The 21,352-nt window shown below is 58.9% G+C and carries 17 protein-coding genes and 1 tRNA gene; 9 read left to right on the top strand and 9 right to left on the bottom strand.

Annotated features, from left to right (window positions below; genetic code table 11):
* Positions 1–695: 695 nt before the first annotated feature.
* The 3 genes from MTP36_RS13340 to MTP36_RS13330 all read right to left on the bottom strand — a co-directional run bounded on the left by MTP36_RS13340 (position 696) and on the right by MTP36_RS13330 (position 4,098).
* Entirely contained in the window at positions 696–3,119 is a 2,424-nt protein-coding gene (locus MTP36_RS13340) for a homocysteine S-methyltransferase family protein (RefSeq protein WP_249251291.1), read from the bottom strand.
* Positions 3,106–3,795: a methionine synthase gene (locus tag MTP36_RS13335; protein WP_249251289.1), complete on the bottom strand. Its 690-nt coding sequence runs from the start codon at positions 3,793–3,795 to the stop codon at positions 3,106–3,108. Before MTP36_RS13335 ends, MTP36_RS13340 begins: the two co-directional genes overlap by 14 nt.
* Positions 3,796–4,025: 230 nt before the next feature.
* A tRNA-Pro gene (locus tag MTP36_RS13330) sits at positions 4,026–4,098 on the bottom strand.
* 357 nt (positions 4,099–4,455) lie between these two features.
* Between MTP36_RS13330 and MTP36_RS13325 the strand changes: the two genes are divergently transcribed.
* Positions 4,456–4,803 carry an Hpt domain-containing protein gene (locus tag MTP36_RS13325; RefSeq protein ID WP_249251288.1) on the top strand — a complete coding sequence of 116 codons (348 nt, stop codon included), beginning with the start codon at positions 4,456–4,458 and terminating at the stop codon, positions 4,801–4,803.
* A gap of 140 nt (positions 4,804–4,943) precedes the next feature.
* The gene (locus MTP36_RS13320; protein WP_249251286.1) at positions 4,944–5,936 is read left to right on the top strand and encodes a D-2-hydroxyacid dehydrogenase; all 993 of its coding nucleotides are present in this window, start codon (positions 4,944–4,946) and stop codon (positions 5,934–5,936) included.
* Between the two features lie 657 nt (positions 5,937–6,593).
* On the opposite strand, the gene MTP36_RS13315 is transcribed toward MTP36_RS13320, so the two are convergent.
* The 4 genes from MTP36_RS13315 to uxaC form a co-directional block, all read right to left on the bottom strand.
* On the bottom strand, positions 6,594–6,983 hold the full coding sequence (locus tag MTP36_RS13315; protein WP_055186760.1) for an FMN-binding protein: 390 nt from the start codon (positions 6,981–6,983) through the stop codon (positions 6,594–6,596).
* 27 nt (positions 6,984–7,010) lie between these two features.
* Positions 7,011–8,669: a glutamine--tRNA ligase/YqeY domain fusion protein gene (locus MTP36_RS13310; protein ID WP_249251284.1), complete on the bottom strand. Its 1,659-nt coding sequence runs from the start codon at positions 8,667–8,669 to the stop codon at positions 7,011–7,013.
* A gap of 183 nt (positions 8,670–8,852) precedes the next feature.
* A complete protein-coding gene (locus MTP36_RS13305; RefSeq protein WP_055186761.1) occupies positions 8,853–9,737 on the bottom strand; it encodes a YitT family protein in 885 nt (294 codons plus the stop codon).
* 246 nt (positions 9,738–9,983) lie between these two features.
* Complete coding sequence (gene uxaC, locus MTP36_RS13300; RefSeq protein WP_055186762.1) at positions 9,984–11,417, bottom strand: glucuronate isomerase; 1,434 nt, start codon at positions 11,415–11,417, stop codon at positions 9,984–9,986.
* Between the two features lie 320 nt (positions 11,418–11,737).
* Between uxaC and MTP36_RS13295 the strand changes: the two genes are divergently transcribed.
* The 4 genes from MTP36_RS13295 to MTP36_RS13280 all read left to right on the top strand — a co-directional run bounded on the left by MTP36_RS13295 (position 11,738) and on the right by MTP36_RS13280 (position 15,984).
* A complete protein-coding gene (locus MTP36_RS13295) occupies positions 11,738–13,252 on the top strand; it encodes a tagaturonate reductase (RefSeq protein ID WP_208936304.1) in 1,515 nt (504 codons plus the stop codon).
* Between the two features lie 84 nt (positions 13,253–13,336).
* Positions 13,337–14,827, top strand: coding sequence for a UxaA family hydrolase (locus MTP36_RS13290; RefSeq protein ID WP_118658762.1), 1,491 nt, complete (start codon positions 13,337–13,339; stop codon positions 14,825–14,827).
* 79 nt (positions 14,828–14,906) lie between these two features.
* Positions 14,907–15,059 carry a hypothetical protein gene (locus MTP36_RS13285; protein ID WP_199680603.1) on the top strand — a complete coding sequence of 51 codons (153 nt, stop codon included), beginning with the start codon at positions 14,907–14,909 and terminating at the stop codon, positions 15,057–15,059.
* Positions 15,060–15,102: 43 nt separating this feature from the next.
* On the top strand, positions 15,103–15,984 hold the full coding sequence (locus tag MTP36_RS13280; RefSeq protein WP_249251282.1) for an aldose epimerase family protein: 882 nt from the start codon (positions 15,103–15,105) through the stop codon (positions 15,982–15,984).
* Positions 15,985–16,124: 140 nt separating this feature from the next.
* On the opposite strand, the gene MTP36_RS13275 is transcribed toward MTP36_RS13280, so the two are convergent.
* Positions 16,125–16,535, bottom strand: a complete 411-nt coding sequence (locus tag MTP36_RS13275) for a NifB/NifX family molybdenum-iron cluster-binding protein (RefSeq protein WP_055186765.1) — start codon at positions 16,533–16,535, stop codon at positions 16,125–16,127.
* A 182-nt stretch (positions 16,536–16,717) separates the two neighbouring features.
* Here MTP36_RS13275 and MTP36_RS13270 point away from each other — a divergent pair, with 182 nt between their 5' ends.
* Positions 16,718–17,509: a YoaK family protein gene (locus tag MTP36_RS13270; RefSeq protein ID WP_249251280.1), complete on the top strand. Its 792-nt coding sequence runs from the start codon at positions 16,718–16,720 to the stop codon at positions 17,507–17,509.
* A gap of 53 nt (positions 17,510–17,562) precedes the next feature.
* On the opposite strand, the gene MTP36_RS13265 is transcribed toward MTP36_RS13270, so the two are convergent.
* Positions 17,563–18,474, bottom strand: a complete 912-nt coding sequence (locus MTP36_RS13265; protein WP_249251278.1) for a LysR family transcriptional regulator — start codon at positions 18,472–18,474, stop codon at positions 17,563–17,565.
* Positions 18,475–18,726: 252 nt separating this feature from the next.
* Between MTP36_RS13265 and MTP36_RS13260 the strand changes: the two genes are divergently transcribed.
* The gene (locus MTP36_RS13260; protein WP_431733004.1) at positions 18,727–20,037 is read left to right on the top strand and encodes an adenylosuccinate synthase; all 1,311 of its coding nucleotides are present in this window, start codon (positions 18,727–18,729) and stop codon (positions 20,035–20,037) included.
* The gene (gene pyrB / locus MTP36_RS13255) at positions 20,028–20,984 is read left to right on the top strand and encodes an aspartate carbamoyltransferase (protein WP_249251276.1); all 957 of its coding nucleotides are present in this window, start codon (positions 20,028–20,030) and stop codon (positions 20,982–20,984) included. The genes MTP36_RS13260 and pyrB overlap by 10 nt, the downstream gene beginning before the upstream one ends.
* Positions 20,985–21,352 lie beyond the last annotated feature (368 nt).

The raw sequence follows: 21,352 nt of genomic DNA, 5'->3' as shown, positions 1-21,352 counted from the left end.
TGACCGCTGCTCAGGCTGCGATCGAGAACCCCCGCAAGGTTTTGCGTGAGCGCTTGAAAAAGCACAAATAAAGCAAATGAATCGCCCCGGTTTCCGTAACAGGAAGCCGGGGCGGTTTTTGTATGCGGGGGAGCGGGCGGCAGGGCAACATTCCGACCTTGAGACTGCCTGTATTTCACGGAAAAATGCGCAAACAAAAAGCAGGCAGTGTCGTGGAAAGGAGGAGGAAAGCGACACTGCCTGCTGTATAGGAACCCCTGAACATTGCGGCTTGGTCAGGAGGGATTTGGTAGTCTGTCCGCCGTTCTGGCTATTGCCTCGCATAGAAACGGGAGACAGTTTTTTATGGGCCTGCTGTGCGCCGCTGCTGCGGCCGCACCCGCAGGAAAATGTGCCTGCATGGGCTTTTGCGGGGAGAACCTTTCGGAGGTTATGGGGGAGGTCCGTTCCGTTCTCCCTGAGTGCACCCTTATTATGCCAGACAATCGTGGCAATTTTTTGTGGTAATTTTGAACAGTTTGCAAATATTGCAGTTTGCGTTTGTAATGCCTGGGCAACATCCGCAAACTGCATATCGCAAATATGCCGTTTTGACAGGCACTGTTTTTGAAAATTGCGATAAACGCCCTGCCCATAAAAAAAGACTGCTGAAAAGTCCGCACCCTTCAGCAGTCTGAATCTATAATTTTTCCGCGTTACACCCCAAAGAACTCCTTGGCGATGTCGGCGCTGCGCTTGGCGTCCTTGGCGTACCAGTCCGCGCCGATCTTCTCGGCGTATTCCGGGGTCAGCACGGCACCGCCCACCATGATCTTGCAGTCGAGCTTAGCGGCGTGCAGGGCGGCGATGGTCTCTTCCATGCTTTTCAGGGTGGTGGTCATCAGGGCCGAAAGACCTACCAGATGCACGTCCTTTTCCCGCACCGTATCCACCACCGTCTCCACCGGCACATCCCGGCCAAGGTCCAGCACCTCAAAGCCGTAGTTTTCCAGAATGACCCGGACGATGTTTTTGCCAATGTCGTGCACATCGCCCTTGACGGTGGCAAGGACGATGCGACCTTTGCTGGCGCTGCCCTCGCCCTTTTGGGCAATGGCGGTCTTGATCTCCTCAAAGGCGCTCTGAGCGGCGCTGGCGGCCTGCAGCAGCTGCGGCAGGAACAGGGTGCCTTTTTCGTATTTAGTGCCCACGATGTCCAAGGCGGGGATCAACGCTTCGTCCACCACCTCCAGCGGCTGCTTTTCTGCCAGCAGGGCGCGGGTATGGGCGGCGGCGTCACCTTTCAAGCCCTTTTCCACCGCTTTCATCAGGGCGGCGTATGGGCCGGTAAGTTCTGCTTCGGCGGCACTGGCGGCAGGCACGGCCTTTGCAGCCTGTGCCAGCGCAGTGCTGGCGGGCACACGGTCGGCAAAGCGCTCGATGTACTTTGTGCTCTGCTTGTCCCGGTTGGTCAGTACGTTGTAGGCGTACACCGCCGCCATCATCTCCTCGCTGGAAGGGTTCATGATGGCAAGGTCCAGCCCGGCGTACATGGCCATGGTCAGGAAGGTGGTGTTCAGGTAGGTGCGGCATGGCAGACCAAAGCTGATGTTGGACACGCCCAGCACGGTGCGCACTCCCAGCTCCTTTTTGCAGGCTTCCAGTGCCTGCACCGTGGCCAGTACATCCTCCTGCTGGGCGCTGGCGGTCAGGGTAAGGCAGTCGATGTAGATATCCTCCCGGGGGATTCCCGCCGCCAGCGCTGCCTCGGTGATGCGGCGGGCAATGGCTACGCGGTCTGCGGCCTTGGGCTGGATGCCTTTTTCGTCGATGGCCAGCCCCACGATGGCAGCGCCGTACTTCTTGCACAGCGGCAGGATGGCGGCAAGCTTTTCCGGCTCACCGTTGGTGGAGTTGACGATGGGCTTGCCGTTGTATACCCGCAGACCCCGCGCCAGCGCCTCCACATTGGAGGAGTCCAGCTGCAGGGGCAGGCTGGTCACGCTTTGCAGAGCCTTGACCACCTGTTCCATCAGCACCGGCTCGTCTACGCCGGGCGCGCCCACGTTCACGTCCAGGATCTGAGCCCCAGCCTCTGCCTGACTGACGGCCTGTTCCAGCACATAGTTCATGTCGCCCTCCCGCAGTGCCTGCTGGAAGCGCTTTTTGCCGGTGGGGTTGATGCGCTCGCCCACCACCGTGATGCCGTCTACCGTGACCGTGTCCACCGGGGTGCACAGCACTGAGGGCATCCGGTGCGCGGGACGTCCCGGGGTGCAGCCTGCAAAGGTGCCGTTGAGCAGCTTGATGAACTCCGGGGTGGTGCCGCAGCAGCCGCCGGCGGCAAACAGGTGCAGCTCCCGGTAGGGCTTTATCTGCAAGGCGAACAGCTGCGGGGTGATGTCGTAGCCGCTGCCGTCCGCCCGGGGCAGACCGGCGTTGGGCTTGACGAACACCGGGAAGTTGCCGGGCACGGCTTCTGCCAGCCGCTTTGCCATGGGGAAGATCTCCTTGGGACCCAGTGAGCAGTTGATGCCCACGGCGTCTGCGCCCAAGCCCCGGGCGGTGGCGGCAAAACTTTCCACAGTGCAGCCGGTAAAGGTGCGCCCGCCCGCTTCAAAGCTCATGCTGGCCAGAATGGGCAGATGGGTATTCTCTTTGGCAGCCAGCAGAGCGGCTTTCAGCTCGTACAGGTCGGTGTAGGTCTCAAAAAAGATCAGGTCTGCCCCGGCGGCTTCGCCCGCCTTGACGATGCGGGTATACTCGGCCACAGCATCCTCAAAGGCCAGCGTTCCGCTGGGTTCCAGCAGCTCGCCCAGCGGGCCCACGTCCAGCGCGGTCAGCGCACCGTAGGGCGCACAGGCGCGCTTGCAGTTTTCAATGCCTGCGGTGATGACCTGCTCCAGCGTGTAAGCACTACCTGCCAGCTTGTGGGCAGAAGCGCCGAAGGTGTTGGCGTTGACGATGCGGCTGCCCGCCGCAGCGTACTGCCCATGGATGCCCTCGATGAGCGCCGGGTCGGTGATGTTCAGCTCTTCCGGGCGTGCGCCCAGCTTGAGCCCGGCAGCTTGCAGCATGGTGCCCATGCCGCCGTCCAGCAGGATGGTATTGCTCTGTCTGAAAAGTTCATTCACTTGCACAGGTCTTTCCCCTCTTTCTGTATTCGCAGCGGGTGCGCAGCACGCAATGGCCGCACCCGGCCAGTTGTCCTTTTACCGGGTGGTCGCTGACCCCCAGCAGGGCGGTCACGCTCTTGCGCGGGGTCATCAGGTTGGTGTCGGTGACGCACAGCCCGGCCTTGCGCACCGTGTCCAGCGCCGCTGCCACCAGCGGCTGCACCGCGATGTTCCAATCGCCGTAGCCGGGCGAAAAGCGCCCGGTCAGATACTTTCCCTCGGTCGCCGCCCACTGGCGCAGCTGTGCCTCGGCGGCATCGGCGGCCTGCTCGGCCAGTGCGCTGCCCAAGGCATCGGAGGCTACCCCGGCGGCAATATCGCCCACGCCCGCCCGGCGGATCTGGGCATCCACCCCGGGGCCCAGCGTCACCGCCAGCAGAATGGCCTGCCCGCAGCCGGTCAGGTGCTTGTGCACATCCTCGCCGGGCAGAAGACCGGCCTCGGTCAGGGCAGGGGTGTCTGCCAGCAGCCACACCGCCCGGGGCATCGCCGCCGCCAACAGCGGCACCGCGCACTTTTGCAGCAGTGCCAGCGTGGCAGCGTCCGGCTCGCCGTGCGCACCGAAATACCGCGCCGCCTGTACAAGATCTACGGCCTGCGGCTTTTCTATCGCCAGTGGGCGGGGCACACCGATCGCCATGGGCCGCACCTCCTTACTTCTCTTAAATAAAGTACTATTCAGTATACCGCACTTGTGGGCTTTTATCAATCCCGCAAAAGGGGAGGAAATAGAAAAAAGGCTGCTCTGGTTTTTAAAAGCGGCCTTGCAGTGTGCGCGGTTTTTGCACACATTCGGATTTTCCCCGTCAAGTTTACCGGCGAAATAAAAACGCACGTTGACTCTTATCGAATCAACGTGCGTTTGCAGTATCGGAGTGGCGAGACTCGAACTCGCGGCCTCCTGCTCCCAAAGCAGGCGCGCTACCAACTGCGCAACACCCCGACATCTGGCGGCACGGCTGCACCGCCAGAATATAGTATATCGTTTTTTGTGCGGTTCGTCAATACAGAATCCGCAGCTGACGGCGCTGCACGGTCTGCTTTTTTTCAGCCGGCAGAAGCGGCGGCTGGCAGCAGCGGAAAAGGGCACGGCAGCAGGCGCTTTTTAAAGAGCTGGGCGTGGCTTTGGCGCAACTGCCAAAAAGAGAACACAAAAACTATACAGAGTGCAAAACTTGTTGCGCTCTAGTTGCAAACTGGCTGGGAAGGTGCTATCATAACACTATATCGCCGTGAAGCGTAGTAAGATGCGGCGGTGGGAAAGCAGACGATAGCAAAAAAGAAAGGCACGGCGTAAGCGATGACGATACAGGAATGCTATAAAAAGATGGGCGCAGACTATCAGGAGGTGCTGGGGCGGCTGTATAACGAAGCCATGATCTGCAAATTTGTGCGGATGTTCTTGCAGGACGACAGCTTTCAGATCCTGGAGGAAGCGCTGCGCAGGGGAGACGTGAAGGGGGCGTTCCGCGGAGCGCATACCCTCAAGGGCGTCTGCCAGAATCTGGGCTTTTCCAATCTGTACGCGCCTACCTATACCCTGACCGAGACCCTGCGCGCCGGGCAGCTGGAGGGCACGCAGGAGCAGTTTGCAAAGGTGGCAGAGCAGTACCGTTGCACGGTGGACGCCATCCGTGCACTGGACTGAAAATTAATGCGGTGCCGGGCGGCTTTCGGGCTGCCCGGCATTGTTCTTTTACGGGATGCGTCTGAAAGCACAGAACCACCCTCTTGTGTCGCCGCACAGTTTGCGGTATGATAGACAAAAAAGAGGAAAGGAGCCCCATTATGTCCAAACATATCCTTGTCTGCCTGCCCATCAGTGCAGAGCAGAGGGCCCGCATTGAGGCGGTGCAGGGCTTTGCATATCGCTTTACCACCCCGGATACCGCCACGGCGGAGGATGCCCTGTGGGCTGATGCGGTGCTGGGCAACCTGCCGGTGCCGCTGATCCGGCAGAACGATCATCTGGAGTGGTTCCAGTCCAACACAGCCGGCCCCAATAACTATCTGGAGCCGGGGGTGCTGCCGGAGGGCTGCATCGTGACCAATGCCACCGGCGCTTACGGTCTGGCCATCAGCGAGTGTATGCTGGCAATGTGGCTCAGCCTGCTCAAGGAGCTGCCCACCTACCGGGACAACCAGCGGGAGCACCGCTGGGCACCCACCGGCCACTCTGTGGGTAGCATTGCGGGCAGCCGGGTGCTGTGCGTGGGCATGGGCGATATCGGCTCGAACTTTGCCCGGCGGGCGTATGCGCTGGGTGCCAAGGTGGTGGGCGTGCGCCGCACCGTGCACCCGGATACCCCATGCCCGGACTACTGCACCCGGGTGGTGGCGCAGAGCGAATTGGACGCAGAGCTGCCGCAGGCTGACCTTGTGGCGCTGAGCCTGCCCGGCACGCCGGAAACGCTGCATCTGTTTGGCGCAGAGCGGCTGGCGCTCTGCAAGCCCGGTGCCATCTTGCTCAATGTGGGGCGCGGCACTGCCGTGGACGGCGAAGCCTTGGCAGCCGCCGTGCACAGCGGGCGGCTTTCCGGCGCAGGACTGGACGTGACCGACCCCGAGCCGCTGCCGCCGGAGCATCCCCTGTGGGCAGAGCCGAACGTGATCATCACACCCCATGTCACCGGCGGCTTCAGCCTGCCCAAGACGCTGGACAACATCGTGGATATCTTTGCACATAACCTCAAGCGCTATGCCGCCGGTCAGCCGATGGATAACCAGATGGACCGCCGCACCCAGTACGCCAGCGGCGCACGGCTGCAAAGCACCCTGTAAAACCGGCGCTGCTTGACAAAACGGCGTGGGAGCGTTATACTACAAATAGAAAAGGTGCTGCCTGCAATGGTCAGCTTCCTTTAGCTAAGTACGTCAATAAGAATGACCGCTCAGGATTGGAAAGCTGGGGCGGTCATTTCTTATTGTTATGGATCTCCTGAAAGATCGCCCACGAAATCTTGAACGTGATCCCGACTGTGCCGCCAATAATGACGAACAGCTGCAGAACGTTATCCAGTGTCATGTGGCATCCCCCCTTTCGCGTTTGCGTCCGGGGGAACCAGACAATAAGGTTTCACAGCCCCCGGAAGCTTGCCGGAGGAAGCTAGACCACCTTTTGTGCAGACAGCACCTGCCGTTTTTAGTGCGGCAGACCAAGTATAGCATAACCCGACATGTTCTGCAATGAAAAACGACCTGCGGCACAGTGCTTGTAGGGAAACGCAATATGCAGCTTGCCCTTACGACCCCCAGCCGTGAAAATGTAGTACCGGAGCGTCCGCAGACGCTCCGGCACTACGAAATTATAAATAGCATTTCCGCTGAACATGCGCAGAGCAAACGCGGAGCGCATTCTAAATCGTTCAGCACGAAGGAACAGAAACAAAAAACTGCCGCACAACTGTGCGGCAGTTTTTGTTCTTGTGGTTTACAGCATCACTGCGCCTGCGCAAGGCAGGCGTCCATGGCGGTAAAGATGGCCTCGCTGGTCATGGTGGAGCCGGTGATGGCGTCTACACCGGTGGTGGAGCCGGTCTGTGTCAGCTGCGCTGCCAGCGTCTCGGCGGCCTTGCCGCCCAAGTCCGGGGTCTCAGCAGAGGCGTCCACCTGTACGGCGGTCACCTTGCCGCCGGTCACGGTGACCGTGACGGTCACCTCGCTCAAGCAACCCTGTGCAGAGGAGGTGTAGCTGCCATCGGTCAGGGGGGCGGCGTTGTCGGCGGCGGGTACGGTGCCGGTGTTGTGGATATACAGGTTCAGCACAATGCCCATCAGCACGGTGGCTGCCAACATGAGCAGGATATTACGGGTCATTTTTGCGGTCATGGTATGGTATCTTCTCCTTGGGGGTGATTATTTTGCGGGCTTGAAGCTGTCGCGCAGGGTGACCACCCGGTTGTACACGCCGGGGTTCTTGCTGTCCGGGGTAAAGAAGCCGGTGCGCACGAACTGGAACTTCTCACCGGGCTTTGCGTCCTTCAGGCTTTCTTCCAGCTTGCAGCCGGTGCGCACGGTGACGCTTTCCGGGTTCAGGTAGTCCTTGTAGTCGCTGCCCTCGGGAATGCCGTTCATGTTGGCTTCGGTGAACAGTTTGTCGTACAGGCGCACCTCGGCATCCACGCAGTGTGCGGCGCTTACCCAGTGGATGGTGCCCTTGACCTTGCGGCCATCGGCGGGGTTGCCGTTGCCGGTCTCAAGGTCGGCGGTACAGTGGATGGCAGCAATGCTGCCGTCGGCGTTCTTGTCCACGCCGGTGCACTTGACGATATAGGCACCCATCAGACGCACCTCGCCGTCCACGGTCAGGCGCTTGAACTTGGGAGGCGGCACCTCGGCAAAGTCCTCGGCGTCGATCCACAGCTCGCGGGTAAAGGCTACCTTGCGGGTGGTGGTATCGTTGGCTTCGCGGTTGGGGTTGTTGGCCACGTCAAAGTACTCGGTCTTGTCGGCAGGGTAGTTGTCCACCACCAGCTTGACCGGTTCCAGCACGGCAATGCGGCGCTGTGCGGTCAGGTCCAGCTCGCTGCGGATGCAGGCTTCCAGCTGACGCATATCGATCAGGTTGTCAGACTTGGAGATGCCGGCCTCCCGTACAAAGGTGAAGATGGAAGTGGGGGTGTAGCCGCGGCGGCGCAGACCGCACAGGGTAGGCATACGGGGATCGTCCCAGCCGTCCACGATGCCCATCTCCACCAGCTCACGCAGGTAGCGCTTGCTCATGACCGTGTTGGTCATGTTCAGGCGGGCAAACTCGCGCTGCTTGGGGAACTCGGCACCAAAAATGTTCTCGATGACCCAGTTGTACAGCGGGCGGTGGTTCTCGAATTCCAGACTGCACATGCTGTGGGTGATGCCCTCGATAGCGTCCTGAATGGGGTGGGCGAAGTCGTACATGGGGTAGATGCACCACTTGTTACCCTGACGGTGATGCTCGGCGTACTTGATGCGGTAGATGGCCGGGTCACGCATATTCATGTTGGGGCTTGCCAGATCGATCTTGGCACGCAGGGTCTTTTCGCCCTCCTTGAACTCACCGGCACGCATCCGGCGGAACAGGTCGAGGTTTTCCTCCGGGCTGCGGTCGCGCCACGGGGACGGGCGGGAGTGCTTGCCGGCATCGGAGCCGCGGTACTCGCGCATTTCCTCGCGGGTCAGGTCATCCACATAAGCTTTGCCCTCGGTGATCAGCTTTTCGGCGTACTCATAGCACTTGTCAAAGTAATCGCTGCCGTAGAAGATGCCGCCGTTGGGGTCGGCACCCAGCCAGTGCAGATCCTCGATGATGCTGTTGACGTACTCCTCACCTTCGCGGGCGGGGTTGGTGTCGTCCAGACGCAGGTTGAATTTGCCGCCGTACTGGTTGGCAATGGACCAGTTGATATAGATGGCCTTGGCGCTGCCGATGTGCAGATAGCCGTTGGGCTCCGGCGGGAAGCGGGTGTGGATCTGCTGCACCTTGCCCTCGGCAAGGTCGGCATCGATGATATCTGTCAGAAAGTTTTTATCAGCCATATAGGTTCCCCCTGTCAGGGCACAGTGTGCCCCCTTTTACTCATAATACTATATAATACACTATTTTGCGTTTTTCTTCAAGTACGGAGTTGCGTGGCATGGGGCGATCCTCTGAATAAAGACTTCCCCCGGTCGGGGGAAGCCTTTAGCGAAAAATGGATGAAAAAAGGATACGAAGCGGTCTTAGTTGAAGGAGCGGAAGCCCTTGCCGATGATCTCGCTGGAGTTGACGATGGTGATAAAGCTGTGGGGGTCGTTCTCCCGCAGAAAGTTGCGCAGCTGCAAGGCCTGACGGCGGGTCAGCACGGTCACCAGTACGCTGAGCTCGTGGTGGGTGTAGGCACCGTAGGCCTTTTCCACAGTGGCAGAGCGGTTCATGTCGTGGATGATAAAGTCCAGAATGGGCTGCGGGTTCGCAGTCATAATGGTGCACACCTTGCGCAGGCGGATGTTTTCAATGGCACCGTCCACCACGAAGGATTTGCCAATGAGGCCAAGGATACAGTACAGGCCGGTGCCCATGCCGAACCGTACGGCGGCGGCCAGCACAATGAGGATATCGCTGACCATCAGCGCCTTGCCGATCTCCATGGAGGTGTACTTGGCAAGGATCAGCGCCACGATGTCGGTGCCGCCTGTGGAAGCGCCGATATCAAACACGATGGCAGCACCCAGCGCGGGCAAAAACACCGCGAACACCAGATCCAGCATGGCATCGCCGCTCAGGGACACGCCGGAGGGGTACAGCCACTCGCAGCAGGACACGAAAAAGGAGAGTGCAAAGGAAGAGTAGATCGTCCAGCCCATGCATTTGATGCCCAAAAAGAGAAAGCCCAGCACCACCAGCACCAGGTTGATGATCCACATAAAGCCGCCCACATTGATGTGGGGGAACAGGTCTGCCAGCAGGATGGACAGGCCGGAGGTGCCGCCGAAGGCGAAGTGGTTGGGATTTTTAAAATATACGATGCCCACTGCCGTAAGCACAAGGCCGAGGTTCAGCAGGGCAAAGAAATTTAGATTCTTCAGCAGATTTTCGCGGCTGAAGGCTTCTTTTAAACCATTCATGGGTTTCCTCCATCAAAAAATACAGTAATTTGGCCTGAATGCCATGCAAAAATATACTCTCCTTATACGGGGAAGTCAAGGGATAAAGGAGAAGTTGTAGAAAAAGACGGAAAACAACCGATGAAAGGTGAAAAAACAGGCATATCCGGTGCATTTTAGACGTAAAAGGGCAAAACAAAGCGCCGCCCGCAGACGGCATTGTCTGCGGGCGGCGCGGAGATTCAGTTCAGGAAAAGGAGAAAGCGCTTACAGGTTGAAGTAACGCTTTGCGTTGTCGAAGCAGATGCCCTTGACGATCTTCTCCAGAGCCTTCTCGTCGTTGGGATACTCGCCGTCCTCGACCCACTGGCCGATGATGTTGCACAGGATGCGGCGGAAGTAATCGTGGCGGGTGTAGCTCAGGAAGCTGCGGCTGTCGGTCAGCATACCCACAAAGTTGCCCAGCAGGCCAAGGCTTGCCAGACGGATCATCTGATCCTCCATGCCGATCTTGTGGTCATTGAACCACCATGCGGAGCCGTGCTGGATCTTGCCCGGAATCTCGCTGTTCTGGAAGCAGCCCAGAATGGTGCCGATCTGTGCATCGTCGGCGGGGTTCAGGCTGTAAATGATGGTCTTGGGGCACTCATCGGTGTCGTTCAGGGCGCTGAGCAGCTGTGCGATCTGGCCGCCGCAGGTGGCGGTGTTGATCATGTCAAAGCCGGTGTCGGGGCCCAGCAGGCTGTTCATCTTGCGGTTCATGCCGCGCAGGCAGTTGTAGTGGAACTGCATGGCAATGCCCAGACGATGGTACTGCTTGCCCAGATGGATCAGGATGTAGGTCTGGTACTTCTCGGCCTCTTCCACGGTGCAGCTCTCGCCGTTCATCACCTTCTGGTAGATGGCGTTCACCTCGTCCTTGGTTGCCTCACGGTAGGGAACGTAGTCCAGACCGTGGTCAGAAGCGCGGCAGCCCATCTCGGCAAAGAACTCGATGCGCTTGGTCAGGGCATCGGTCACGCAGTCGATGCAGGCCAGCTTTTCCTTGCCCACAACGGCAGCCAGCTTGCCCATGTACTCAGCAAAGCCGGGCTTGCTGATGTTGACGGCCTTGTCAGGACGGAAGGAAGGAGCCACGGTGAACTTGATGGTGGGATCTTCCTTGATCTTCTTGTGCCAGTACAGGTCATCGATGGGGTCATCGGTGGTGCCGATGAAGGCCACGTTGCTCTGCTCGATCAGGCCGCGGACGGTCAGCTTGGGATCGTGCTGCAGCTTGTCGTTGCACAGGTTCCACACTTCCTCAGCGGTGTCGCCGTTCAGCACGCCGTCGTAGCCGAAGAAAACGTGCAGCTCCAGATTGGTCCAGTGGTACATGGGGTTGCCAATGGCCATGGGCAGAGCCTCGGCAAACTTCTGGAAGCGCTCGCGGTCGGGCTTGTCACCGGTGATGTACTCCTCGGGCACGCCGTTGGAACGCATCACGCGCCACTTATAATGATCGCCGAAGTAGCTGCCGTCCGGGTTGCGGCCGCCCAGCCACACCTGAGTGATGTTCTCAAAGCGGCGGTTCTCGTAGATCTCGCGGGGAGGAATGTGGCAGTGATAGTCGCAGATGGGCATAGCAGCTGCATAGTCGTGATACAGATGCCGTGCGGTAGCAGACTGGAGCATGAAGTCCTTATCCATAAATGCTTTCATGGGATTTTAACTCCTTTTCTCTGATGAGTTTGTTAAAATTTAGACAAAAACGGGCATGAAATGCACCTGCTTTGGACGGGCAGGCTGCCTTATTCTTAGTATACCGGAAAACGCCGATGTATACAACTGAAAAACTGCCAAAATTTCACCCTCAGAATTGTATAAACCGCTGGAAATGCGCTGAATGGCCATTTTTGGACTAAAAACATTGCACAAAACACTTGACTTCTTTGTATACAACAGCATAAAATAGGAGCAGAAGATGGCAGGGAAAACGAGAGCCTGCCATGCAAAGCAAGTTTATAAAGGAGATCAATAAGATGGAAACTTTGAACTACAAGGTTCTGGAAGGCACTGGCTACAACGGCTACATCCTGAAGGATGCTCCCGTTAAGGTGATGCAGTTCGGCGAGGGCAACTTCCTGCGTGCTTTCGTGGACTATTTCTACGATATTGCAAACGAGAAGGCCGGCTATAACGGCAAGGTCAAGCTGGTGCAGCCCATCGGCAACTTCCCCCAGATGGCAGACTGGATCAACGAGCAGGAGGGTCTGTACACCCTGTACCTGCGCGGCAGCGAAAAGGGCCAGAAGGTGGACGCAAAGCGGGTGATCTCCTGCGTGTCCGACTGCGTGTGCCCCTACATCGATGGCAAGTGGGACGAGGTTCTGGCTCTGGCTCGCTCTGAGGATCTGGAAACTGTTGTATCCAACACCACTGAGGCCGGCATTGCCTACACCAAGGGCGACAGCCAGTTCGATCAGGTTCCCCCCAACAGCTTCCCCGCAAAGCTGACCCGTGTGCTGTTCGAGCGCTACAAGGCTTTCAACGGCGCTGCCGATAAGGGTCTGGTCATCCTGAGCTGCGAGCTGATCGACAACAACGGCAAGGAGCTGCAGAAGTGCTGCAACAACTATGCTAAGGATTGGGATCTGGAGCCCGCCTTCATCGACTGGATGAACACTGCCAACACCTTCTGCTCCACTCTGGTGGACCGCATCGTTCCGGGCCGCATCCGTGACCCGCAGGAGCTGGCCGCTCTGGAAGAGGCCAACGGCTACCACGATGCTGTTCTGGACGTGGGCGAAGTGTTCGGCGTGTGGGTCATCGAGGGCCCCGCAGGTCTGGAGGACAAGCTGCCGTTCAAGAAGGCCGGCGTCAACGTCATGGTCGTGCCTGACGTTACCCCCTACAAGAAGCGCAAGGTCCGCATCCTGAACGGCGCACACACCGGCTTTGTGCTGGGCGCTTATCTGGCAGGCTTTGATATCGTCCGCGACTGCATGCACAACGACACCGTGCGCGGCTTTATGAACAAGATGCTGCACGAGGAGATCATCCCCACCCTGCCGCTGGACAAGAAGGATCTGGAGGACTTTGCCTCTGCTGTTGAGGATCGCTTCAACAACCCCTTCGTCAACCACGAGCTGATGAGCATCTCTCTGAACTCCACCTCCAAGTGGAAGGCTCGCAACATGCCTTCCTTCCTCGCTTACATCGAGGAGCAGAAGCAGCTGCCCAAGTGCCTGACCATGTCTCTGGCAGCTTACATCGCCTTCTACTCCAACGATATTCAGGAGCGCACCGCTGACGGTCTGATCTGCAAGCGCCCCGCAGGCAACACCTACAAGATCCAGGACGACGCATGGGCTCTGGACTTCTACTATGCACACAAGGACGACACCGCTGCGCAGCTGGTGCACGCTGTGCTGACCAACACCCAGATGTGGGATCAGGATCTGACCAAGATCGAGGGTCTGGAAGCCGCTGTGCTGGCAGATCTGGAAATGATCCGCACGCAGGGTGCCGAGGCTGCTTACAAGAGCTGCCTGTAAGCTGAAAAATCAACCTACCCGCACAACAAAGGGCTGCTGCTTTGGGCAGCAGCCCTTTTGTGCGATACGATAAGGAGAACAACTATGCCGCAGGCAATTCATATCAGCCCCATCGACAATGTGGTCGTTGCCCTGCACCCCATTGCCAAGGGCACGCTGGTGGAGGTGGACGGCCTTGCCGTCACCGCACTGGAGGATATCCCGCAGGGTCACAAGATGGCAGTCAAGCCCATTAAGAACGGCGAGAACGTCATCAAGTACGGCTTCCCCATCGGTCACGCCACCGCAGACGCCGCCCCCGGTACCTGGATGCACACCCATAACGTGCACACCAACCTGTCCGGCGAGGTGGAGTACAGCTATAACCCCGCCCCGGATCTGGCTCCGCTGCCTAAGGTCGAGCCGGAGACCTTTATGGGCTTCCGCCGCAAGGATGGCCGCGCCGCCATCCGCAACGAGATCTGGATCATCCCCACCGTGGGCTGTGTGAACGATATCGCCAAGAAGATGGTAGCCGACAATCAGGATCTGGTCACCGGCTCCATCGAGGGTCTGTACACCTTCACCCATCCCTTCGGCTGCAGCCAGACCGGTCACGACCACGCACAGACCCGCAAGCTGCTGGCTGCGCTGGTGCGCCACCCCAATGCCGCCGCCGTTCTGGTGCTGCATCTGGGCTGCGAGAACCTGCAGCACGATCAGTTCGTGGAGGAGCTGGGCGAGTACGACCACGACCGCGTCAAATTCCTGACCTGTCAGGACGTGGAGGACGAGTTTGCCGCCGCCCGTGATATCCTGAAGGAGCTGGCTGCCTACGCCGGGCAGTTCAAGCGCCAGCCCATCCCCGTGTCTGAGCTGGTGGTGGGCATGAAGTGCGGCGGCTCGGACGGCCTGTCCGGCATCACCGCCAACCCCACCATTGGCCGCTTCTCCGACATGATGGGCCAGCGCGGCGGCTCTACCGTGCTGACCGAGGTGCCCGAGATGTTCGGTGCAGAGGGCTTCCTGATGGACCGCTGCATCAATAAGGAAGTGTTCGTCAAGGCCGAGCACATGATCAACGGCTTCAAGGATTACTTCATCAGCCACAACGAGGTGGTGTACGATAATCCCTCTCCGGGCAACAAGGCCGGCGGCATCACTACGCTGGAGGATAAGAGCTGCGGCTGCGTGCAGAAGGGCGGTACTGCTCCCATCATGGACGTCATCGGCTACGGCGACCCCGTGGTGACCAAGGGTCTGAATATGCTGTACGGCCCGGGCAATGATCTGGTCTCTGCCACCGCCATGACGGCAGCAGGCGCACACCTGATCTTGTTCTCCACCGGCCGCGGCACCCCGTTCTCCGCTCCGGCTCCCACCCTGAAGATCTCCACCAACACCCCGCTGGCAGAGAAGAAGGGCGGCTGGATCGATTTCAACACCGGTGTCATCGCGGATGGTGAAAAGACCATCGACGAGGCTGCAAAGGATCTGCTGGATCTGGTCATCCGCGTGGCCAGCGGCGAGCAGACCAAGGCGGAAAAGCACGGCTTCCGCGAGATCTCCATCTTCAAGGACGGCGTGGTTCTGTAACTGAAAAAAAGGGCTGCTGTACGGCAAAAAGCGGTACGGCGGCCTTTTTGTGCATGAAAACGGAAAGGAAGTGTTTTATATGATTGGTGCAAATGGCGCAGTATTGTTTTCTCTGCTGATCTATGCAGCGCTGCTCTACGGTGCGGTGCGGCTGATCAAGTATTTTATCCGCTACGGCATTGATTACTACTTCAAAAAGCTGGATGCACGGCAGACCGAGCACAAGGAATGACCCGCCGGGGCGACCCGGCGGCAATAATAGGAGGCTTTTACTTATGAATCAGATCACCACCCGGTACATCACCGAGAACGGCGCCTGCTACGAGCAGTACGTCATCACCGACCCCGAGGCAAAGACCGCCCTCACCATCACCCCGGAGCGCGGCGGTATGATCACCAGCTTTACGCTGGACGGTGAAGAGTTCGTCTGGACCCGCCGCCCCAATTTCTCCGAGTGCAACCGTCCCCGCTTTGGCGTGCCGGTGCTGTTCCCCAGCTGCGGCAACCCGGATAACGGCGTGCACATCTTTGACGGCAAGGCTTACCCCATGGAGACCCACGGCTTTGCCGACCTGTGCGCATGGGAAGTGGACAGCGTTGGCCCGGACGGCGTGACGCTGGCACTGGAGTCCACCCCGCTGACCAAGTTCCTCTATCCCTTCGATTTCACTCTGCTGCTCAACTATAATCTGGAGGGCAACAAGGCACTGGTCAGCCTGACCGTTATCAACGAGGGCAACACCGATATGCCCTTCAGCTTTGGCTACCACCCCTACTTTACCGCCTCCAAGTTGGAGAATGTGGAGTTTGACATCAAGTGCGCCACCTGCTCTGAGAACGCCAAGGGCGAGCAGCCTGCCGCCCCGGAAAAGATCACCCTCACCCGCAAGGAGGGTGCAGACAACACCATCCGTCTGCTGACCGGTGTGCAGTTCCCCATGACCTTTACCGACAAGGGCAACGGCCACAAGGTGACCGTGGACGCTGACGAGACCTTTGAAAACGGTGTGCTGTGGCAGCAGGATGCCGAGAGCTTTGTCTGCATGGAGCCTTGGAACGGCTGGGCCAACAGCGTGAACGAGGAAGGCAAGCACGAGGTTCTGGAGCCGGACGAGGCCATGACCAGCGAGTGGAGCTTTACCATCGAGAAGGTCTGAGAAGTTCTCTGAATAACTTTTTTTCGCAAAATCGGGCAGCCTGCGGGCTGCCCGTTTTTTGCTTACTTCTTCCTGTGAAAATGCCCAGAGCGCAAGCGGAGGGCATTTCAAATCGTCCCGCCCGGAAAGGGGAGCGGCCTTTAGTGGCAGTTGCCAGCACAGCCGCCCTTGTCGGCGTGGCAGGCGTGAGAGCCGCAGCTGTGGCCCTCCTCGTGGTCGTGGTGGGTGCAGCGGGCGTTGGGGTCAAAGACCAGCGTGCCGGCAAGATAAGCCGCCGCAGCGCTGTCGGCATCGCCGGTAATGCCGCCGCACAGCCGGATACCGGCCTGTGCCAGTGCCATCTGTGCACCGCCGCCAATGCCGCCGCACAGCAACACATTTACGCCGTTGCGCACCAGAAAGCCCACCAGTGCACCGTGCCCCTGCCCGTCGGTGGAGACCACCTCGGCACCGGTGATGCGGCCTTCCTCGACAGTGTACAGCTTGAACTGCGCAGAGTGGCCGAAGTGCTGGAACACCTGACCGTTTTCATAAGGGATTGCGATCTTCATACTAAAAACTCCTTCCTGTGTACGAAATTTTCTATCCCTATTCTAACAGATTGCGGTGAAATAGGGAAGGACACCCGCGCTTTTTGTGCCTTTTGGGGCGGAAAACATAGCCGGTATGTAAAAATGATATCAGAAACTGATGCAAAATGTATTATAATAGAGCCCGAAAAGAGGGTACAAGTATGAAAACAAAGCATCGCGGACAAATGTCCGAGTCCTTTCTTACAGCGGTGTTCCTTTCGCTGTCCGGCGGCTTGCAGGATGCCTACACCTATCTGTTCCGGGGCAAGGTGTTTGCCAATGCCCAGACCGGCAATATCGTGCTGCTGAGCGCCAATATCATGGATGGCCGGTGGGATAAGGTGCTGCACTATCTGGTGCCGTTGTGCGCCTTTGCGCTGGGGGTGCTGGCTGCGGAAAAATTGCGGGAGCACTTTCAGGCGATGCAGCGGCTGCACTGGCGGCAGCTGGTGGTGCTGGGCGAGGTGCTGTTGCTGTTTGCGGTGGGCTTTCTGCCCCAATCGCAGAACCTGCTGGCTAACGCCATCGTTTCTTTTTCCTGCGCCATGCAGGTGCAGGCTTTCCGCAAGGTGAACGGCTACGCCTTTGCCAGTACCATGTGCATCGGCGACCTGCGCAGCGGCGTGGAGGCCTTTTGCATCTGGCGCAACTCCCATGAGCCCCACGCAAAGGATAGGATGGTGCGCTACTTCGGCATCATATTCCTGTTCGCGCTGGGGGCAGGGCTGGGCAGCAAGAGCGCGGCGCAGCTGGGCGGCAGAGCCATCTGGATCTCCTGCTGCTTTTTGCTGGTCAGCTTTGCGCTGATGTTCATCCGGGAAGAGCTGGAAGAGAACCCGGTCATCGAAAAAGACCTGACCGTCATCCGGCAGGAGACCCGGGAAATCGACCGCACCCTGAAGCAGGAATTGCAGGAAGAACAGCGGGAGCTGAAACAGAGCGCCCGGAAATAACAGAAAAGGGGCTGCTGTACCATCATTGGTGCAGCAGCCCCTTGCTGTTTGGTTTATTTGCGTTCCGAGCTCCGTGCCCCGGCCTTGGTCAGCAGCTGCTGAAACTTGCGGGCGGCGGTGTTCAGCGGGCGGTGATGGTCGTACACAAGGCAGATGGAGCGGGAGGGGATGATCTCCTGCAAGTGCAGCTGCACCAGCTCTCCGCTGGCCAGCAGGGGTGCTGCCATGGGCTCCGGCATAAAGGCCAGTCCCAACTCGCTTTTGACCAGCGTGAGCATCTGGTCGGTGGTGGCGGCCTCGGTGTCCGGCTTCAGCACCGCGTCATGTTCCAGAAAGAATTGCCGGTAAAAGCTGCGGGTCATGCTCTCCTCGTTCAGGCAGATCAGGGGATAACCGGCCAGTTCCTTCAGGCTCAGGGTCTGGCTGGCCAGCGCCGTAAAGGTCTTTCCGCCCACAAGCACCTCATAAAAGGGCATCAGCTCTACCATTTTCAGCCCGTTTTCCACCTCTGCGGGGGTGGTCACGATGGCAAAATCCACCTCGCCGTTGCGTACCGCCTGCACCGCCTGCGGGGTGGAGTGGTTGGAGATGCGCAGCCGGATGCCCGGGTACTCGGTATGGAAAGCGCGCAGCTTTTCCGACAGGTAGATGTTCAAAGCGGTCTCGGTAGTGCTGATGCTGATGGCACCGTGCTCCAGCGTGGCGGTGGCGCTCAGCTCTTCTTCTGCATCCTGTATCTGCACCGCTGCCGAGGCAATGCGGGAATACAGCAGCTCTCCCTCCGGTGTTAAGGTGACGCCCCGGTTGGAGCGGATGAACAGCACGCAGTTCAGCTGGCTTTCCAGCCGGTTCATGGCGTGGGTGATGTTGGGCTGGTTGTTGCCCAGCACCCGCGCCGCGCGGGTAAAGTTCTGATACTTTGCCACATAGTAAAAGATTTTGTAGTATTCCCAGTCCACATACATGAGTGCGGCCCCTCTTTCCTGTCGGGCTTCCGGCGCGGCCTGCGGCAGAAGCGGCTTTATGCTCTTCTTGTATCATAGCACGGCGCGCCGGAATTGCAAGCGCTTTTTACGGCTTGACTGTGCCGGATGCGGACAGCAGCCTTTGCAATGTAAAAAACATATTGCTGCTATACACAGGATACTTTTTACATATTCTCTGCACGCTCGTATAATAAACACCGCGAACAGGAAACAAGAATGAAAAGAAGGTAAATGAAGTTTATGCTGACCGCTGTTACTGGAATCAACTGGGGCGATGAGGGCAAGGGCCGCGTCATCGACCTGCTGGCCGAAAATGCCGATATCGTTGCGCGCTATCAGGGCGGCAACAATGCCGGTCATACCGTTGTGACCGAGAAGGGCAAGTTCATCCTGAATCTGCTGCCCTCCGGCATCCTGCACCCGGAGGTGACCTGCGTGCTGGGCACCGGTATGGTAATCGACCTTGAGCATCTGGCCGGGGAGATGGAGGCCATCGAGGCGCGCGGAGTGAAGGTGGAGCCGGAGAACCTGAAACTCTCCGATAAGGCTACCATCTCCATGCCGTGGCATAAGGTACAGGACGGGCTGGAAGAGGACCGCCTTGCCAAGAAGGGCGGCGCGTTCGGCTCTACCCGGCGCGGCATTGCTTACGCTTACAGCGACAAGTACCGCAAAAAGACCCTGCGTCTGGGTGACCTTTTGCATCTGGACGAGGAGCGCACCCAGAACCGTCTGCACATGATCCTGGACGCCAAAAACATGGAGCTGGCGGGCTGCTATCATCAGGAGCCCATGAGCTACGATGCCCTGCTGAACTGGTGCAGGCAGCAGGCGGCGTACTTTGCGCCCTTCATCTGTGATGTGGGCGCTTTCTTGCAGCAGGCGCACGACAGCGGCAAGCGCATCGTACTGGAAGCGCAGCTGGGCGCAATGCGGGATATCGACTACGGCATCTTCCCGTTCACTTCCAGCTCCAATACGCTGGCGGCCTACGCGCCGCTGGGTGCGGGCATCCCCAACTGCAAGCTGGACCATGTGGTGGGTGTGCTGAAAGCCTACTCCACCTGTGTGGGCGCAGGCCCCTTTGCAGCAGAGAATGCAATGGACGAGGCGTGGAACGAAAAGCTGCGCAAGGCCGGCGGCGAGTACGGCGCAGCCACCGGACGTCCCCGCCGGGTGGGTCCCTTTGACTGCGTTGCCAGCCGCTACGGCCTGCAATGTCAGGGCGCGGATAAGATCGCACTGACCAAGCTGGACGTGCTGAGCAGCATGAAGCAGATCCCGGTCATCACCGGTTACAAGCTGGACGGCGTGGAAGTCCCCCGCTTCGACACCCTGTCCGACCTTGACCGTGTGCAGCCGGTGGTCACCCTGCTGCCCGGCTGGAACAAGGATATCTCTGGCTGCCACAGCTGGGCGGAACTGCCCAAGGAAGCCAAGGCCTATGTGGAATTTTTGGAAAAGCAGCTGGGGCACGAGATCCAGTTTGTTTCCACCGGTGCCGAGCGCGAAAAATTTGTGCTGAAGGGAGAATGGCTGTGAGACATTTTATTGAGCCCGGCAGCTTTTCTCTGGCTGAGCAGCTGGCACTGCTCGACCTTGCCGACCGGATGGAGGCCGACCCCGCGCCCTACGCCCACCTGTGCGATGGCCGCATTCTGGCCACCTTATTCTACGAGCCCAGCACCCGCACCCGGCTTTCCTTCGAGTCGGCCATGCTGCGGCTGGGCGGCAAGACGCTGGGCTTTGCAGGGGCCCAGCTTTCCAGCGCCACCAAGGGCGAAACGGTGGCCGATACCGCCCGCGTGGTAAGCAACTATGCAGACGTCATTGCCATGCGCCACCCCAAGGAGGGCGCACCGCTGCGGGCGTCCATGTATGCGCGTGTGCCCGTCATCAATGCAGGCGATGGCGGCCACGCCCACCCCTCCCAGACCATGATCGACCTGATGACCATCCGCCAGCGCAAGGGGCGGCTGGATCATTTGACCATCGGCTTCTGCGGCGACCTCAAGTTCGGCCGGACGGTGCACTCCCTCACCGCCGCGCTGAGCCAGTTCGAGGGCAACCGGTTCGTGTTCATCTCACCCGAGGAGCTGCGCATCCCGCAGTACGTCAAGGACGAGACCCTGACTCCGCTGCACCAGAACTATAAAGAGACCGCTGACCTTGAAGCCGAGTTGCCCGGTCTGGATGTGCTGTACATGACCCGCATCCAGAAGGAGCGCTTTTTCAACGAGGAGGACTATCTGCGGTTGAAAGGCTGCTATGCGCTGGACGAAAAGCTGCTGCAGGTGGCACCGCCCACCATGCCGGTGCTGCACCCGCTCCCCCGCATCGACGAGATCAAGCCGGACGTGGACAACGACCCCCGCGCCGCTTATTTCGATCAGGTGCATAACGGTGTGTATATCCGCATGGCAATTATACTGGCGCTGCTGGGCATCCCCGACCCGCTGACCGGGAAAAAGGTGCTGGAAAGTATATAAGTTGGAAACAGGGCTGCTGCACAAAGCAATGTGCAGCAGCCCTGTTTTTGCGTCTCTCGCCTTTACGCTCCCTCCCGTGAAAAGGCAATTCTGGAAAATCCGCGTTTGCGCAGCAATGAAAGCCCCAGTGGGGCTTTTAAGTGGTAGAGCGGTCTGCGTTAGCAGATGGAGGGGTTTTGCCCCGACAAGCTCCGCAGATTTTCCAGAATTGCGAATTTTAAATAATTCTTCCGCTGAATATGCGCAAAGTGCAACAACGACGACCGCCGCCAGTGGCGGAAACAGGGAGGAGCTGTTGGGGCAGCGGCCAGTAAGACGCGAGTGCCGTTCAAGGCACGAAGCGGATGCTGGGTGCCGCAACCCGGAAG

The organism is Faecalibacterium sp. I4-1-79 (assembly GCF_023347235.1).
In the GTDB taxonomy this organism is placed as follows: Bacteria; Bacillota; Clostridia; order Oscillospirales; family Ruminococcaceae; genus Faecalibacterium; species Faecalibacterium tardum.
This window is presented reverse-complemented; position numbering and strand designations above follow the sequence as displayed.